General features: G+C 40.0%; 12 protein-coding genes, 2 rRNA genes and 1 riboswitch. Of the genes, 8 read left to right on the top strand and 6 right to left on the bottom strand.

Annotated elements, in window-relative coordinates; all coding sequences use genetic code 11:
• Positions 1-92: 92 nt before the first annotated feature.
• From IGI38_RS08755 to IGI38_RS08745, 3 genes are all read left to right on the top strand, one after another.
• Positions 93-3,005 (top strand): 23S ribosomal RNA (locus IGI38_RS08755).
• Between the two features lie 74 nt (positions 3,006-3,079).
• Positions 3,080-3,195: ribosomal RNA gene (gene rrf / locus IGI38_RS08750) — 5S ribosomal RNA — on the top strand.
• A 479-nt stretch (positions 3,196-3,674) separates the two neighbouring features.
• A complete protein-coding gene (locus tag IGI38_RS08745; RefSeq protein WP_438728896.1) occupies positions 3,675-4,235 on the top strand; it encodes a histidine phosphatase family protein in 561 nt (186 codons plus the stop codon).
• A 32-nt stretch (positions 4,236-4,267) separates the two neighbouring features.
• Here IGI38_RS08745 and IGI38_RS08740 read toward each other — a convergent pair whose 3' ends face one another.
• Together IGI38_RS08740 and nrdI are read right to left on the bottom strand one after the other, a co-directional pair.
• A complete protein-coding gene (locus IGI38_RS08740; protein ID WP_438728894.1) occupies positions 4,268-5,173 on the bottom strand; it encodes a lactate/malate family dehydrogenase in 906 nt (301 codons plus the stop codon).
• Positions 5,174-5,259: 86 nt separating this feature from the next.
• On the bottom strand, positions 5,260-5,709 hold the full coding sequence (gene nrdI, locus IGI38_RS08735) for a class Ib ribonucleoside-diphosphate reductase assembly flavoprotein NrdI (protein ID WP_438728892.1): 450 nt from the start codon (positions 5,707-5,709) through the stop codon (positions 5,260-5,262).
• A gap of 153 nt (positions 5,710-5,862) precedes the next feature.
• On the opposite strand from nrdI, the gene IGI38_RS08730 reads away from it, so the two are divergent.
• The gene (locus IGI38_RS08730) at positions 5,863-6,036 is read left to right on the top strand and encodes a hypothetical protein (protein WP_438728890.1); all 174 of its coding nucleotides are present in this window, start codon (positions 5,863-5,865) and stop codon (positions 6,034-6,036) included.
• A 148-nt stretch (positions 6,037-6,184) separates the two neighbouring features.
• On the opposite strand, the gene IGI38_RS08725 is transcribed toward IGI38_RS08730, so the two are convergent.
• Positions 6,185-7,336: a hydroxymethylglutaryl-CoA synthase gene (locus IGI38_RS08725; RefSeq protein WP_438728888.1), complete on the bottom strand. Its 1,152-nt coding sequence runs from the start codon at positions 7,334-7,336 to the stop codon at positions 6,185-6,187.
• A 137-nt stretch (positions 7,337-7,473) separates the two neighbouring features.
• Here IGI38_RS08725 and IGI38_RS08720 point away from each other — a divergent pair, with 137 nt between their 5' ends.
• The 3 genes from IGI38_RS08720 (at position 7,474) to mgtA (ending at position 13,775) form a co-directional block, all read left to right on the top strand.
• Positions 7,474-9,891, top strand: a complete 2,418-nt coding sequence (locus IGI38_RS08720) for a hydroxymethylglutaryl-CoA reductase, degradative (protein WP_438728886.1) — start codon at positions 7,474-7,476, stop codon at positions 9,889-9,891.
• Between the two features lie 261 nt (positions 9,892-10,152).
• Positions 10,153-10,322: riboswitch (M-box (ykoK) riboswitch) on the top strand.
• A gap of 134 nt (positions 10,323-10,456) precedes the next feature.
• On the top strand, positions 10,457-10,930 hold the full coding sequence (locus tag IGI38_RS08715; protein ID WP_438728884.1) for a GNAT family N-acetyltransferase: 474 nt from the start codon (positions 10,457-10,459) through the stop codon (positions 10,928-10,930).
• Between the two features lie 199 nt (positions 10,931-11,129).
• Positions 11,130-13,775, top strand: a complete 2,646-nt coding sequence (gene mgtA / locus IGI38_RS08710; protein WP_438730379.1) for a magnesium-translocating P-type ATPase — start codon at positions 11,130-11,132, stop codon at positions 13,773-13,775.
• 47 nt (positions 13,776-13,822) lie between these two features.
• Here mgtA and IGI38_RS08705 read toward each other — a convergent pair whose 3' ends face one another.
• The 3 genes from IGI38_RS08705 to IGI38_RS08695 all read right to left on the bottom strand — a co-directional run bounded on the left by IGI38_RS08705 (position 13,823) and on the right by IGI38_RS08695 (position 16,106).
• Complete coding sequence (locus IGI38_RS08705) at positions 13,823-14,272, bottom strand: GNAT family N-acetyltransferase (RefSeq protein ID WP_438728882.1); 450 nt, start codon at positions 14,270-14,272, stop codon at positions 13,823-13,825.
• Positions 14,262-14,729, bottom strand: a complete 468-nt coding sequence (locus IGI38_RS08700) for a GNAT family N-acetyltransferase (protein WP_438728880.1) — start codon at positions 14,727-14,729, stop codon at positions 14,262-14,264. Before IGI38_RS08700 ends, IGI38_RS08705 begins: the two co-directional genes overlap by 11 nt.
• Positions 14,730-15,035: 306 nt before the next feature.
• Positions 15,036-16,106, bottom strand: a complete 1,071-nt coding sequence (locus IGI38_RS08695; protein ID WP_438728878.1) for a hydrolase — start codon at positions 16,104-16,106, stop codon at positions 15,036-15,038.
• Between the two features lie 237 nt (positions 16,107-16,343).
• Here IGI38_RS08695 and IGI38_RS08690 point away from each other — a divergent pair, with 237 nt between their 5' ends.
• The gene (locus IGI38_RS08690) at positions 16,344-16,925 is read left to right on the top strand and encodes a GNAT family N-acetyltransferase (RefSeq protein ID WP_438728876.1); all 582 of its coding nucleotides are present in this window, start codon (positions 16,344-16,346) and stop codon (positions 16,923-16,925) included.
• Positions 16,926-16,984 lie beyond the last annotated feature (59 nt).

Genomic DNA, 16,984 nt, shown 5'->3' with positions numbered 1-16,984 from the left:
AGTTTTTTAATAAGTTCAATTGCTTATTTTTTTATTACTAACGGAAATGATCGCTCATGAAAGTTAGTAAGACCCAACCGAAAGGTTGATAAGGTTAAGTGAATAAGGGCGCACGGTGGATGCCTTGGCACTAGGAGCCGATGAAGGACGGGACTAACACCGATATGCTTCGGGGAGCTGTAAGTAAGCTTTGATCCGGAGATTTCCGAATGGGGAAACCCAGCATCTTTTATAGGATGTTACTTTTCAGTGAATACATAGCTGATTAGAGGTAGACGCAGAGAACTGAAACATCTAAGTACCTGCAGGAAGAGAAAGAAAAATCGATTCCCTGAGTAGCGGCGAGCGAAACGGGAAAAGCCCAAACCAAGAGGCTTGCCTCTTGGGGTTGTAGGACTCCGATATGGTAGTCCAGTGAAATAGTCGAAGGACCTGGAAAGGTCTGCTAGAAAGGGTAAAAGCCCCGTAGACAAAATTTGACTGGCACCTAGGAGGATCCTGAGTACGGCGGAACACGAGGAATTCCGTCGGAATCCGGGAGGACCATCTCCCAAGGCTAAATACTCCCTAGTGACCGATAGTGAACCAGTACCGTGAGGGAAAGGTGAAAAGCACCCCGGAAGGGGAGTGAAATAGATCCTGAAACCGTGTGCCTACAACAAGTTAGAGCCCGTTAATGGGTGATAGCGTGCCTTTTGTAGAATGAACCGGCGAGTTACGATTACTTGCGAGGTTAAGTCGAAAAGACGGAGCCGCAGCGAAAGCGAGTCTGAATAGGGCGAATGAGTAAGTGGTCGTAGACCCGAAACCATGTGATCTACCCATGTCCAGGTTGAAGGTGCGGTAAAACGCACTGGAGGACCGAACCCACGTACGTTGAAAAGTGCGGGGATGAGGTGTGGGTAGCGGAGAAATTCCAAACGAACTTGGAGATAGCTGGTTCTCTCCGAAATAGCTTTAGGGCTAGCCTCAGAGTAAGAATGATGGAGGTAGAGCACTGTTTGGACTAGGGGCCCATCTCGGGTTACCGAATTCAGATAAACTCCGAATGCCATCCATTCATCTCTGGGAGTCAGACTGTGAGTGATAAGATCCATAGTCGAAAGGGAAACAGCCCAGACCACCAGCTAAGGTCCCCAAATAACTATTAAGTGGAAAAGGATGTGGGGTTGCACAGACAACTAGGATGTTGGCTTAGAAGCAGCCACCATTTAAAGAGTGCGTAATAGCTCACTAGTCGAGTGACCCTGCGCCGAAAATTTACCGGGGCTAAATAGTTTACCGAAGCTGTGGAGCACACCTAAAGGTGTGTTGGTAGGAGAGCGTTCTAAGGGCGTTGAAGGTAGATCGTGAGGACTGCTGGAGCGCTTAGAAGTGAGAATGCCGGTATGAGTAGCGAAAGACAGGTGAGAATCCTGTCCACCGAATGACTAAGGTTTCCTGGGGAAGGCTCGTCCGCCCAGGGTTAGTCGGGACCTAAGCTGAGGCCGAAAGGCGTAGGCGATGGATAACAGGTTGATATTCCTGTACCCGTTGTTTTTGTTTGAGCAATGGAGGGACGCAGGAGGCTAAGGAATCAGACGATTGGAAATGTCTGTCCAAGCAATGAGTCTTGATGTGAGTCAAATGCTTACATCTCTAAGGACAAGTTGTGATGGGGAGGGAAATAAAAGTACCGAAGTTCCCGATGTCACACTGCCGAGAAAAGCTTCTAGTTAGAAAACAACGGCCCGTACCGCAAACCGACACAGGTAGTCGAGGAGAGAATCCTAAGGTGAGCGAGAGAACTCTCGTTAAGGAACTCGGCAAAATGACCCCGTAACTTCGGGAGAAGGGGTGCTGATCTAACGATCAGCCGCAGTGAATAGGCCCAAGCGACTGTTTATCAAAAACACAGGTCTCTGCAAAATCGAAAGATGACGTATAGGGGCTGACGCCTGCCCGGTGCTGGAAGGTTAAGAGGAGTGCTTAGCGTAAGCGAAGGTACGAATTGAAGCCCCAGTAAACGGCGGCCGTAACTATAACGGTCCTAAGGTAGCGAAATTCCTTGTCGGGTAAGTTCCGACCCGCACGAAAGGCGTAACGATTTGGGCACTGTCTCAACGAGAGACTCGGTGAAATTTTAGTACCTGTGAAGATGCAGGTTACCCGCGACAGGACGGAAAGACCCCATGGAGCTTTACTGCAGTTTGATATTGAGTGTTTGTACCACATGTACAGGATAGGTAGGAGCCGTAGAAGTCGGGACGCTAGTTTCGACAGAGGCGCTGGTGGGATACTACCCCTGTGTTATGACCACTCTAACCCGCATCACTAATCGTGATGGGAGACAGTGTCAGATGGGCAGTTTGACTGGGGCGGTCGCCTCCTAAAGAGTAACGGAGGCGCCCAAAGGTTCCCTCAGAATGGTTGGAAATCATTCGCAGAGTGTAAAGGCACAAGGGAGCTTGACTGCGAGACCTACAAGTCGAGCAGGGACGAAAGTCGGGCTTAGTGATCCGGTGGTTCCGCATGGAAGGGCCATCGCTCAACGGATAAAAGCTACCCTGGGGATAACAGGCTTATCTCCCCCAAGAGTCCACATCGACGGGGAGGTTTGGCACCTCGATGTCGGCTCGTCGCATCCTGGGGCTGTAGTCGGTCCCAAGGGTTGGGCTGTTCGCCCATTAAAGCGGCACGCGAGCTGGGTTCAGAACGTCGTGAGACAGTTCGGTCCCTATCCGTCGCGGGCGTTGGAAATTTGAGAGGATCTGTCCTTAGTACGAGAGGACCGGGATGGACTTACCGCTGGTGTACCAGTTGTCTCGCCAGAGGCATCGCTGGGTAGCTATGTAGGGAAGGGATAAACGCTGAAAGCATCTAAGTGTGAAGCCCACCTCAAGATGAGATTTCCCATTTCTTTAAGAAAGTAAGATCCCTGAGAGAAGATCAGGTAGATAGGTCAGGAGTGGAAGTGCAGTGATGTACGGAGCGGACTGATACTAATCGATCGAGGACTTAACCAAAATAAAATTGATTCAAGGTAGTTTAAAGGTTTCTGATCCAGTTTTGAGTGAACGAAGTTTACTCAAACAACAAGTGTGGTGGCGATAGCGGGAAGGATACACCTGTTCCCATGTCGAACACAGAAGTTAAGCTTCTTAGCGCCGATTGTAGTGAGGGGTTGCCCCTTGTGAGATTAGGACGTCGCCACGCAATTGAGACTATTCATTTTATGGATAGTCTTTTTTATTTAGTAGTTACTATGATGTTGCTAAAACATTGCAGTAACTTTTTTATGACCTGATTTAGAATAATAGTGAATAGGTTGCATTTTCATACTAGTATTTTACAGCGTGAAATTATCGCAGCAGAAAAAAATAAAGATAGGATGAGTGTTTTAAAATACTTCAATTTAGACGGAGATAAATTTTTAGTCAGTTAAAGCAAAACATCGACAAAGTGGTTCATACTTTTGTATTCAAATGAAGATAGATGCTATATTACTAATCACTTAATCATATCCAGAGTTTACGAAATGAAAAATAAAAATATTTTCTGTAAAAAGTGGACGTCCTCTCATTCTAATGATAAAGTGATAAGGAAACTGGCTATTACCAGTTTTATTTAAAGAGATTAGGTTGGGAATCAAGTATTGAAGTTTCCAATTTTCATGATAGAGAGGATTGTTTTATTTGCTTTACGTAGCTAGACATGGGGAGACGGAATGGAATAAACGTGGGATTATATCGGGGAGAAGCGACATCGTTTTATCAAGTGTAGGATATGGACAAGCAGCATTATTGTCGGATGAAGTTGCTGATCTTGAAAAACCTATAACCAGAATCATTCATTCACCATTAGAAAGGGCTAGAGAAACAGCCAGAGTTGTAGCTGAAAAAAATCAGTTGCCGATGAGTGTAGATAATCGCCTGATCGAATTGGACTATGGAGACTACGACGGGACGAGTGATGAACAGAAAGAGTATCTAAAAATACGAACGCAATTTGCAGTACGTTATCCTAATGGCGAATCGTTGATGGATGTTTATGCTCGAATCGTTCCCTTGTTAGAAGAGCTAAAACAGGATGAAGAGCATACGTATTTATTAGTTTGTCATAATTCAGTGATACGCGCGATCAAAAACTATTTTGAACCATTAGAGAATGAACAAGTTTTTGACTACCGAACACCAAATGCGAAATTGATTGCATTTAAGTGGAATAAAATTGTATCGAACGTACAAAGTGCATAAAAAGACCGGACAACTGAATTGTCCGGTCTTTTCTATATTGTTGCGTGCATCGAATGGATTGTTTGAATCGTATATCTCCATTTTTCTTGTTCTGCATCTGAAAGCTTGAGTATAAAACTTTCATTGATACCATCCTGCGAAACCTTTGCAGGAGAGCCCACATAACAGTCTTCAGATGGATGATAATGACTAACAGGTACTACGAGATGGTTATTATTTAAAATAGCCTCAACGATCCGTGCAGCTTGAATTGCGATGCCGTAAGAAGTATAACCTTTGCCTCTAAAGGTGACCCAGCCGCCATCGCGAGCCGTCTCATCCAACGCTGCTAGTTGTTCCTCTGTCAATGAATCCGTTATAGGTATCCCACCTATTCGAACACTGGACCATGCAACAAACTGGCTCTCACCATGCTCGCCGACCACATATCCATCTATTGCTGAAGGATGTACATTTAGATTTTGACTGACTGCATGCTTCATTCGACCAGTATCTAAGGACGTCCCAGTCCCTAAAACACGCTCACGGGGTAAACCAGTTAACTCTTGCAGGTATTGTGTAATCACGTCGCAGGGATTAGTGATATTCAAAATAACCCCCTCGAAACCAGAATCCTTAATTTTGGGCGCCCATTCTTCAACGATCGTTTTAGTTAAGTTAAGTTCCGCAAAACGATCAGGATTTCCTTCAAAAATTGAAATATCACCCGCAGAAAAAATAATTACGTCGGTGTCTTTAAGTTCTGATAAATCAGGCCCAATCAATTTAACTTGGTGGTTTTGCTCCATTTGTCCATCCATCAGATCATTCAATTCAGCTTTTAGGATATTTTTCTTTGAATCAAAAAGTACTAACTCATCTACTATGTTTTTTGAAATCAAAGTGTAAGCTGTCGTACTTCCAACATGTCCTACACCGATAATTGCAACTTTTCTCACTTCTAACACGCCTCTCTCATAGAATTTCCTATTTTAAAAGAATGCCCCTAACATGAGAAAAAGTCAATAGAATAATTAGTAAATGATTAATTTGATGCTCTATCCTTTAAAATTTGATAGACGCGCTGGCAATCGGCTGCTGTTCCTCTCAATTCATAATCTGCTAAGAAGGGGATATCAAAAGCTTCACTATATTGTTTTGCGGTTAGACAGTATTGGTAGTTGAAATTTTTATTACCGCTTCCGATAACACCTAAACATTTTTTGTAATTGTTTTCATATTCTAAATATTCCCGCATAACTTCGGTTAAGATTTCTGTATCCCCATTATCAACACCGTTTCCTCCTTCCAAGTAAGTTGGAACGAATGTAAAGAAGTCCGATGACTCCGTATCAAAGGGACTATTCTCAGATATTTCTTTTGCTACAATCAATGGATTCTCTGAATTAATTTCGTGTTGTTCTTCAGCGTAAGATTCTAGACGTTTAACAAACGCCTTTGTATTTCCTGAGATCGATATATATAAGATATTCATACTCTAGTTCCTCCTGAGAAAATGATAATTGTATTTAGTATTTCGGTCTATCTTCAAAATTATAACACGAAAAAGAACGATCAGAAATATTGTAAACGTTTGCAAAATACCGTGAAATGTGGTATAAATATAAGTGTAAGGGGTAGGTCCCTAATGTTGTTAAATTGTACAACGGAAATGAACGGAGGCAGTGTTCATTTCAAAGTGAGTGCCGAAAAGGCAGAAAGGAAGCAGGGATTTGAAGTCTCCTTACCAAGTAGTTCTAATCTAGCGGGGAAGAGAAATGTAGACAGAGGAACCATTTCTCCACTTAATGGTGAGGCTTAAACGAAATTCAACCACAAAACCGTTTAAGACCTAGAAAAGGGTGTAAATATTCCAGAAACCTGGAATGAAGAAAAAACACTTAGCCATTAGACCTGCTAGATTTTTTTTTGCCTAAAAAAGCCAGCTGCTAAGCTGGCTTTTTCGACGTTTACTTATTGTAATAGCGGATATCGCCACTGATTTTATTGATTGCATATTCTGTTTCATCAGAAAAAGTGTATGTTTCACCATCAGTAGGCATTTTTTTGTTAAACATTTCTTCATATTCGTTAATTGTCAATTGCTGACGTCCTGCGAGTAATGATTGATTCTCTTCGATAGTCAAATATTTTTTATAATCCTCAATCAAAGTCATAGAGAAGAATTCGCTGACTGCCCCAGAGCCGTAGCTAAATAATCCGATTCGATCACCAGCTGACAAATCACCATTGTCCAACAACGACATCAATCCAAGATATAAAGAGCCAGTATACAGGTTACCGACTTGTCGGCTATAGACAACCGCTTCATCATAACGAGCTTCAAGTCGTTGCTGCTCAGATTCTGACATTTCCGAGAAGATTGCTCGAAGCGCTTTGCGTCCCATTTTCGTATAAGGTAAATGGAAGGTCAAGGCAGCATAATCAGTGCTGTCAGTTTGATTGATTTTTTTATTTTGCTCCCAGATACGAGTGAATGAGTCAATATAAATCTGATTTGACATATGACCGTCCACTAACGGGTAGTCATGTCCTGCTGGCCGCCAGAAATCGTAAACATCTTCTGAATAGAAGACACTATCGTTATTAAATGTTAGCAAATGCGGATTTTTAGTTACTAACATGGCAACTCCACCGCAACCTTGTGTTGGTTCACCGCCAGTGTTCAGTCCATATTTTGCAATATCAGCTGTGATAACTAAAACTTTACGATCTGGATGTAATGTGACATAGTCATTAGCTTGTTGTAAAGCGGCAGTGCCGCCATAGCATGCATGTTTTATTTCAAATGAACGAGCAAAAGGTTGAATATCTAACAGCCCATGAATAATTACCGACGCAGATTTTGAAAAGTCGGTACTAGATTCTGTGCCGACGATTACCATGTCAATGTCCTTTTTATCCTCATCTGTAAGAATTTTTGCAGCAGCACTTGCTCCTAAAGTAACGATGTCTTGTGTCTCAGGAATAATTGCCATCTGATCTTGTCCAAGACCAATGTGAAATTTGTTGGGGTCAGTTTCACGCGCATTTGCCAAGTCCGTCATATCAAGATAATAATTTGGTACGTGAAAACTGATTTTATCAATCCCTATATTCATATTGCTCCTCCTTTTCTTCCAAAGGTAAATATATCATAGAAAGGTCATAATTAGTTCAGTTTGAATCTTAAGAAATTATAAAACTATCTATGCTATACTTACATCTGATTTTTAATGAAAACATTGGAGGTGCACTCTTGGAAGAAGTAGTTATTTTAAGCGCTGTACGAACACCAATTGGCAGATATAAAGGCAAATTAGCAACCGTTTCAGCCGTCGAGCTCGGTGCAATCGCAGTAAAAGAAGCGGTCAAACGTGCGGAGCTTTCACCAGATCAAGTCGGTCAAGTATTTATGGGAAATGTGCTGCAAGCGGGAAATGGTCAAAATGTGGCGCGCCAATCATCAGTAAAAGCAGGTGTCCCTTATAGCGTACCAGCCACAACTATCAATGAAGTTTGCGGCTCAGGGATGAAATCAATCATCTTCGGAATGCAGCAGATTTTATTAGGTGATGCACAGATTGTTGTTGCCGGCGGTACGGAAAATATGTCTCAGGCGCCGAAAGTAACTAGTTTTGATTATGATGCACAAGAATGGAAAGAACCAAAATCAAGTATGATTTATGATGGCTTGACGGATGCATTCAGTGGAAAACATATGGGACTGACAGCGGAAAAGGTCGCTGAGGACTATCAAATTACTCGAGAGATGCAGGATCAGTATGCCTATGATTCACAAATGAAGGCGGCCAAAGCTAGTAAAGATGGAAAATTTGAATCAGAAATAGTGCCCGTAGCTCTATCTGATGGCAGTACGCTGTGGGAAGACGAAGGGATTCGTGCTGATTCAACGTTGGAAAAGATAAGCTCACTTAAGCCAGCTTTCAAAGAAGATGGCGTTGTTACTGCAGCTAATGCCTCAACCTTGAACGATGGTGCTTCGGCGGTAGTTTTAGCAGCAAAGTCATTCGCAATTGAGAATGGGTTGGATTATTTAGCTGTTATTAATGGCTATAGTGAAGTAGGGATCGATCCGAGTATCATGGGGATGGCACCTGTTTCAGCTATTAATAATTTATTAAGGAAAGTAAACAGAAGAATTGATGAGATCGATACATTCCAGATCAATGAAGCATTTGCAGCCGCTTCTGCAGCTGTTCAAAAAGAGTTACAGATACCAGATGAAAAGATCAATACGTATGGTGGAGCGATTGCTTTAGGGCATCCTATTGGAGCTAGTGGTACACGGATCGTTGCAACACTGATTTCAGAGTTAATTCAAGAAGACAAGCAGCGAGGAGTAGCAAGTCTTTGTATCGGTGGTGGTCTGGGATTAGCCTTGATGATCACGAAATCGGAGGATCAAGAGACCGCAAAAAAAAAATTCTACCAAATGACTCAGGCGGAACGCTTAGCTAAGTTGGTCAAGGAAAAAAAAATAACAGCTAAAGAAGCGGCTCAGTTAGCAACTGAAACAGTATTGCCAGAGAAGATAGCGAATAATTTGATTGAAAATCAAATCAGCGAATGTTCAATACCTTTGGGGCTAGCACAAAATTTTGTTATCAATGGGATAGAAAAAGTCATTCCAATGGCGACAGAGGAACCTTCGGTAATTGCAGCTGCCAGTAATGCAGGAAAAATTATTGCAAAGTCAGGTGGCATTTATACCCGAGTGATCAGTCAAAACATGATGGGGCAAGTCGTATTACGAAATGTTTCTGATTTTGATGTAATTAAGAAACTGATTGCTGAAAATGAACAGGCGTTATTTATAGCAGCCAAGAGAAGTTATCCTTCAATCTATCAACGTGGAGGCGGACTGCAGTCAATTGAAGTACGTACTTTCGAAGAAGGCTATCTCTCTATTGATTTAGAAGTGGATACTAAAGACGCGATGGGTGCCAATATACTGAACACTATGTTGGAGGCTGTTGCACAAGAAGTAAGGCAATTGATGCCTGAAGTGGATATTTTGTTTAGCATTTTAAGTAACTACGCGACACAATCGTTGATCGAAGCAAAATGTGAGATTTCTCTGGATCATCTTTCAACGGAACTAGCTGAAAAAATTGTTTCAGCCAGCGATTATAGTAAAATTGATCCTTATCGTGCAGCTACTCATAATAAAGGAATCATGAATGGAATTGATGCAGTCGTTTTAGCAACAGGAAATGATACACGTGCTGTGGCAGCTGCTTGCCATGCTTATACTGCTCGGAATGGTCACTATGAGGGGATGACTGATTGGTTTATTCGAGATGGAAAACTCGTTGGGAAATTGATTCTGCCAATGAAGCTCGGTGTAGTAGGCGGTGCGACAAAGGTTCTGCCAAAAGCACAGTTAAGCTTGAAGTTATTAGATGTTGCTTCGGCAGCTGAATTAGGTGAAGTCATCGTGGCAGTTGGGTTAGCGCAAAATTTGGCAGCTGTTCGTGCTTTAGTGACGGAGGGAATCCAAAAAGGGCATATGGCGATGCAAAGTCGTTCATTGGCTATTACGGCAGGTGCGACAACTAGTGAAATATCGCAAGTTTCTAGAAAATTAAGAAAAGCAGAACGAATGAATTTGGCAACGGCAGAGGAAATTATTAAAAATCTTCGTCTTGGTTAACAAAAAATAGAGTCTTAATGGCTCTATTTTTTTGATGTACAGCTAAAAAATACAGTTGTTATTCTATCGATGGGATATTGTTTTCTAAAATATTTTCATGTTTTAAAAAATATTTTTCGAAAATAAATTTTAATCTAAAAATCTTTATATATCAAGGTTTATTTACGGCTGATCTTCATATTGACCTAATGAAGTGTCTATCATTTTCAAAAAACTGTTTGACAGTTGATTAATTACTTGTTATATTGTGTTCGAAAATAAAATATGATTTGTTAGGTGAGGCTCCTATACAAACATAGGCTACTGCCCAAAAATGTCGAGAGACGCCAATGGGTAGAACAGGAACTGTCGAATACAAGGCTTTTCTTAAGGTAGCTAAGATGTTTGTCTTTACGTTGTATAGTGCCAAAACTCAACGATTAGATCGACTATACGACTTTGTCTATTTAGGATGAATTTTTGGTAAGGCTTTTCGCTGAGTTTTTTGAGCGGAAAGTCTTTTTTTGCATAACGATCATTGCTATTTTCAAAATAGAGAAAAGGAGGAAACAACCATGGTAAAACAGTGTTCACATTAACTAAGTGGAACAGCACGCTGTATTGTGAAGCGTTGACACTTAGAAACAAAGAGCTGAAGGCAAGTTCTGGAAAGCAATTTTTATTGAAAGCACCGAGAGATGAGAGAAATGATCTCCATTTGATTGTTAAGCAGGAAGGTTGTGTAGTAGGAACTTTATTGTTGCACCCGATTTCTGAAAAATGTGTACAGATTAAACAGGTAGCAGTAGATTCTTTATATCAAGGAGAAGGGTTAGGGAAGAACCTACTAATTTATGCGGAACAGGTCGCTAGAAGATTTGGTTTTCACTTTGTATTTCTTACAGGGAGACATCAAGCCTGGGGATTTTATGAAAAGCTTGGATATCAGCCAATAACGGATGATTACGTAGAAGGTCAGTTAATCATGCGTGTCTACAAAAAGGACCTTCAATCACCACTAGAACGAGTGGAAAAAAGGGAGATGAAAACAAATGGATGACAGTAGTTCAATAATTTCGGGTTTGTGGCAGAAAAAAGGAAACAGGAGGACACTATTGTCTATTTGTTTTTAACACTCGCTTTCTCCATAAGCCCGTTTGCAGGAGGAGACACTCATGAATACGATAAAAGACATCATTCTATATCTATTTATTGGAATAGGATTATGGCGTATTTTTTTCGGGGAAAAGGAGAAGAACATGAAACAAAAAACAATCAAAACAAATTACAGTTTGTTTGCTAAAAAGACAACACGAAGCTTATTTGAGACATTCAAGACTTCATCTTTGGGGTTATCTACAGATCAGGTTGAAGAGGCAAGAGAAACATTTGGAGAAAATAAACTTCCACATAAGAAGTCTACACCATTCTTTGTGGAAGTTTTAAAAGCATTTATCACACCGTTTACTTTGGTGCTAATTGGTTTGGGAATCATTTCTTTTATTACAGAAGGAATTTTGCCAGAACCGGGAGATAAAGATTTCTTCGGTAGCAGCATTATTCTAGTTATGGTATTAGTTAGCGGAACGATGACACTGGTACAATCTGTACGCTCAAATAAAGCTGCTGAAAAATTGAAATCACTCGTAAAAGTAACCGCAGCAATTCGCAGAGACAATCAATATAAAGAAATTCCTATGGAAGAGATTGTTTGCGGAGATTTAGTAAAACTTTCGGCGGGAGATATGATTCCAGCGGATATTCGTTTGATTTCTGCAAAGGACTTATTTATTTCACAATCGGCATTGACAGGTGAAAGTTATCCTGTTGAAAAATGTGCTGACAAGATAGATGGACAAAAGGAATCTGAGACAAGTTATGATAATTTGGTGTTCATGGGAAGCAATGTAATCAGTGGGAGTGCAGAAGGAGTCGTGATCGCAACTGGAGGAAGTACTTTGTTCGGTGATGTGGCTAAATCTTTGTCTGCCGCACCGATTCAAACAAGTTTTGAATTAGGTATTCGCAAAACATCATTTCTATTTATCAAGTTTATGGCATTGATGGCTCCCACGGTTATCGTAATCAATGGCTTTACCAAAGGGGATTGGATGGAAGCATTCTTATTTGGCTTATCTGTTGCAGTAGGTTTGACTCCAGAAATGCTGCCGATGATCGTTACCACGAATTTGGTCAAAGGTGCTACAGGAATGGCTAAAAATGGTACGATCATTAAAAACTTAAATGCGATCCAAAATTTTGGTGCTATTGATGTTTTGTGTACAGATAAAACGGGAACGCTAACGCAAGATAAGATTATTCTTGAGTACCATCTGGATTGTGATGGAGAAGAAGACCATCGTGTTCTGAAACATGCGTACCTGAACAGCTATTATCAAACAGGTCTGAAAAATCTGATTGATGTGGCTATTATTGATTCAACAGAACAGGAGTTAGATACAAGTAAGATTCGTTACAAAAAAGTAGATGAGATCCCATTTGATTTTCAGCGCCGTAGAATGAGCGTTGTTGTAGAGGATCAATATGGTAAAACCCAAATGATTACAAAGGGTGCAATTGAAGAAATGCTTGCGATTTCTTCCTTCGTTGATTTCAAAGGAAAAGTAACAAAATTAACAGATGAAGTAAAAAAACAAGTTTTAAGGAAAGTTCATGAATTAAACGAAGATGGATTACGAGTGATCGGTGTTGCTCAGAAAACAAATCCAAGTGTTGTCGGAGAATTTTCAACTGCAGATGAGTCAGAAATGGTATTGATTGGTTACTTGGCATTTTTAGATCCACCTAAGGAAACGACGAAGCAGGCCTTGAAAGCTTTGAAGGAAAATGGTGTGGATGTAAAAGTCTTAACAGGTGACAATGCGCTAGTGACTAAATCTGTCTGCAAGCAAGTTGGGTTAGGCGCAGAAACAATCATTCACGGTGAAGATTTGATCCATTTAAGCGACGAAGAATTAACGGAAGTTGCGGAAAGTTATAATGTCTTTGTAAAATTAAATCCGCAACAAAAACAAAAAATCACCAGCCTACTTAGAGAAAATGAACATACTGTCGGTTTTCTTGGAGACGGAATCAACGATGCGCCCGCGATGAAGGCTGCTGATGTCGGAATTTCTGTTGATACAGCTGTTGATATTGCCAAGGAATCTGCCGATGTGATCTTGTTAGAAAAAGATTTGATGATCTTGGAACGGGGGATTCTTTCAGGGAGAGAAACCTTTGGGAATATTATGAAATATATCAAAGCAACCGCAAGTTCAAATTTTGGGAATATGTTTTCCGTGTTGGTCGCGAGTTCTTTCTTGCCGTTTTTACCAATGCTGCCATTGCAAATTTTGTTTTTGAATCTGATTTACGATATTTCGTGTATTTCAATTCCGTGGGATCGAATGGATAAAGAGTACTTAGAGAAGCCAAAAAAATGGACCGCATCCAGTATTGGCAAATTTATGATTTGGTTAGGGCCAACGAGCTCAGTTTTTGATATCACAACCTATTTATTGATGTACTTTGTTATTTGTCCGGCAGTAATCGGCGGAGATTTCCATTCTTTATCTACCGAACAACAAGCAGCGTTTATCGCCATTTTCCATGCTGGCTGGTTTGTTGAATCACTTTGGTCACAAACACTTGTCTTGCATGCCTTACGAACACCGCAAATTCCATTTATCCAAAGCAGAGGATCCTTCATCATGACAGTGATTACTACTTTAGGAATTGTTATTGGAACACTGTTGCCATTTACAAACTTTGGGCAAAACTTAGGCTTGGGAATTCTGCCAAATCAATATTGGTTGTGGTTAGTGGTTACGATTTTTGCTTATCTGCTGCTGGTAACGTTAGTCAAAAAGATTTATATCCAACGGTATCAAGAGTTATTGTAAGATAATATTAAGCGCCCCTGAGGAATCAGGGGCGCTTGCTTTTAGAGTTATTTTTTTGTATCGGCTCGCAAATAAACCATATCAATCAATTGAACACCTTGATCAATAATGGGTTCGTCGTAGTTATCGGTGAAGAAATTTTTCACGCGATGTGATTCACGAAACCCGCAACTTTTATAGAAGTTCAATATGCCAGGAACATCGCCAGTCCCTACATACATTGTTTGATAACGACTTAAAAATTCATCAAATAGAAACTGAATCATCGCTTTGCCATAACCTTTGCTTTGTTCATTTGGCATAGTAGCAATATTTTTCAATTCACATTCCAGACTATTTAGTTCTGTTACGACGGCCTCACATTTTAAATCATCATCGTACAAAACAAACATATGGCCATTATCAAGGTAACGATCAATCATATCTTCTTGCTCGTCTGCCAAACGAAGCAACTCTAAAAATTCTTTCTTATTAGAAACAATTTCTTTAAATTCCATTTGGAGCCTCCTCGGTTGCCTTCATTTCTAAATGTAGAATAGGAAAAGCATTTCCTTGATCATCTAATTCAGATCGACCAATCACGTGGAAATTCATATGCTTATAAAAGCCTAGCCCTTTTTCATTCTGTTCGTTCACATCAACATATTTGATATTGAATACATCAATCGCATACTGAAGTAATTTTTTTCCAATCCCTTGGCCTCTCATTTTTCCATCAACAAAAAGCATCTCTACTTTTTTGTTTTCAAATCCGATAAAACCTATGATTTTTTGATCATAATAACCGTAAAGCTGCTCAATCATTAGTAAACCCTTTTTAACTTCAGGCTTCAAAGCATCAATATCGTCTGGCGTCAAAAAAGTGTGAGTAGCCCTTACTGAGGATTCCCAAATCGCCATCATAGCTTCAATTTCATTTTTATCATTTTGATTAACTTGTTTAATCATCAACATTCTATTTTCCTCCAATTTTTACTATGAAGAAATGTTTTTAGCCACAATAAATAAAGAGCATCAAATGCTACTCTTAAAAACAAGGCGATGAAACAGATCTTATAGTTACTTCAAACAATGTTTCATCTACAGTAGTTTTCTTGTTTGAAGTTTAGCAATAGTGCGTATATTGAAGACAAAATTCCACATTGTTGACAGTCCTTTCAGTATCTGGATTCATTTTAACAAGGAGAGTCAGAAATTGCAATTTGTCATATTGGAGATAAGAAAAGACAAAGACTTATCAATCAAAGTCTTTGTCTGTTTTTATTCGTTCAAACTGAAATCTAGATAGACCGGATTATGGTCGGAATATTCAAATTGCATATCTTTAACGTGAACGTCTTTCACATTAATATTATCTGAAATAAGAAATCCATCAATTAGTGTAGTATAGGTTTTCCCTTTTTTGTAAGGCTCACTCAATGCACGGGCTGAAGGAACTTTTTCATCTGCTAGTTTGCCGGTTGGTAAATGAAAGCCAGCAGGCAGTTGATCTTTGGGAAATGGGTGAGTCCAGGTTTCACGTTTTTTACTGGTGCCAAAGACATCAGGACTATTACCTAGGACATCGTGATTATAATCTCCTGCGACCATTACATAGTTTCCTTTTTTATACTCACTTTCCATCACATCAAAAATCTTTTTCAACTGAGAAGCTTGAATGGAGCGATCTTTTGTAAACGCGGATAAATGTGTATTGATCGCTATTAATTCATGATTTCCTTTAACAGGAATACGGCTAACTGTGAAAGCACGATCTAAGTCAAAAAATTTATTAAAATTCGTTTCAATCGGCAGAGAATAGCGTCGGCTGCTGGTAATTTCAGCTTGGCTTAAAGTGACAAGACCGGATTTTGCTTGGCCAATCGGATCAGTAAAAGGATAGAAAAGATAAGACGAATCATAATTTTGTCCATAAAGACTATTATAGTTTGATAAATGATCTTGCAGCCAAGCAACTTCGTCTACATGTTGCGAGCGATCACCATTTTGATCGACCTCTTGATAAAAAGCTAAAGTTGGTTCAAGTTCTTTTGTAGTCTTAACAATTCCTTGCATGTTTTCTTTGACCGTTTCTTTATCATACGCACGGGAGTACTTTCCGCCATCCATAAAAAAGCTGTAGCTTGGCGGATAGGCACCATAACCAATATTATGACTCATCGCGCGATAGGTCTTATTTGTTTCAAGTGTTTGAGTATGCTGATTGTCTGGTTTTAGGGCTGTATTGTCGGGTAGACGATCATAGCTGGCAAATAAATAAATCAAGTAGCCGCCTAAAAGAAGAACGATTGCCGCAACGATTCCTACCAAAATTTTTAGAACTTTTTTCATTAATACTCCTCCTAAGCAGTAATAAATCTTCATTTTTTTAAACCCAAAGATCTTATTTCTATTAGATTTATCATTTGATAAACGTCACTAAATTAGAAAACGCAGTTAGCAAATGAAGATGCAAATTTATCATAGCAGATTTTTAGTTGATCACAAAGTATCTCCACTTTCGAAAATAGCGTCCTCATGTTACACTGGATAAGAAGTATCAAACGTTATTAAAAGAGAGGTTTTAGAATGATTCGATTTGCAAAAAAAGAAGATGGTGCGGCCGTTGCTAAACTGATACTGGTTATTTTAAAAGATATGGAACTAGATTTTCTAGAGGATTTTGGTGAAGAAAAGGCATTGGAAGTGATTGCGGCCTGTTTTGAAGACCCCACATATCGCTTTGGCTATGCGCGTGGTCTTGTTGAAGAGGTTGAGGGAGAGATTGCGGGTGCTGTATTCGGTTATCCGGCAAGTAAAGAACCAATCATTGATTTGCCCTTAGAGGAATATTTGAAGAGTCAAGGCATCGAAGACGATATCCAAATGTTTATCGATCCTGAAGCTTTCCCCAATGAATGGTATTTAGACTCAATCGCGGTCGATGAAAGATTCCGCGGACAAGGAATCGGGTCAAAATTATTGACAGCGGTGGACCGTTTGGCTACTCATGAAGGTGAAAAAGTGATTGGCTTGAATGTTGATAAAGCAAATCCTAATGCGAAACGTTTATATCTGCGAGATGGATTCAAAGACGTTGGTGAAATGGTTATTAGTGGACACCTGTATGACCATATGCAACGAAATGTGAAGAGTTTTGATAGAAGCTAATGGATAGTAATCAAAAGCGACTTTAGATTATTTTTATGTCAGACGAAATCATTTAGAGC

It is taken from the genome of Enterococcus sp. AZ128 (genome assembly GCF_051714485.1).
Classification (GTDB): Bacteria; Bacillota; Bacilli; order Lactobacillales; family Enterococcaceae; genus Enterococcus_A.
The sequence above is the reverse complement of the archived record's forward strand: the minus strand, read 5'-3'. Positions and strand labels throughout refer to the sequence as shown.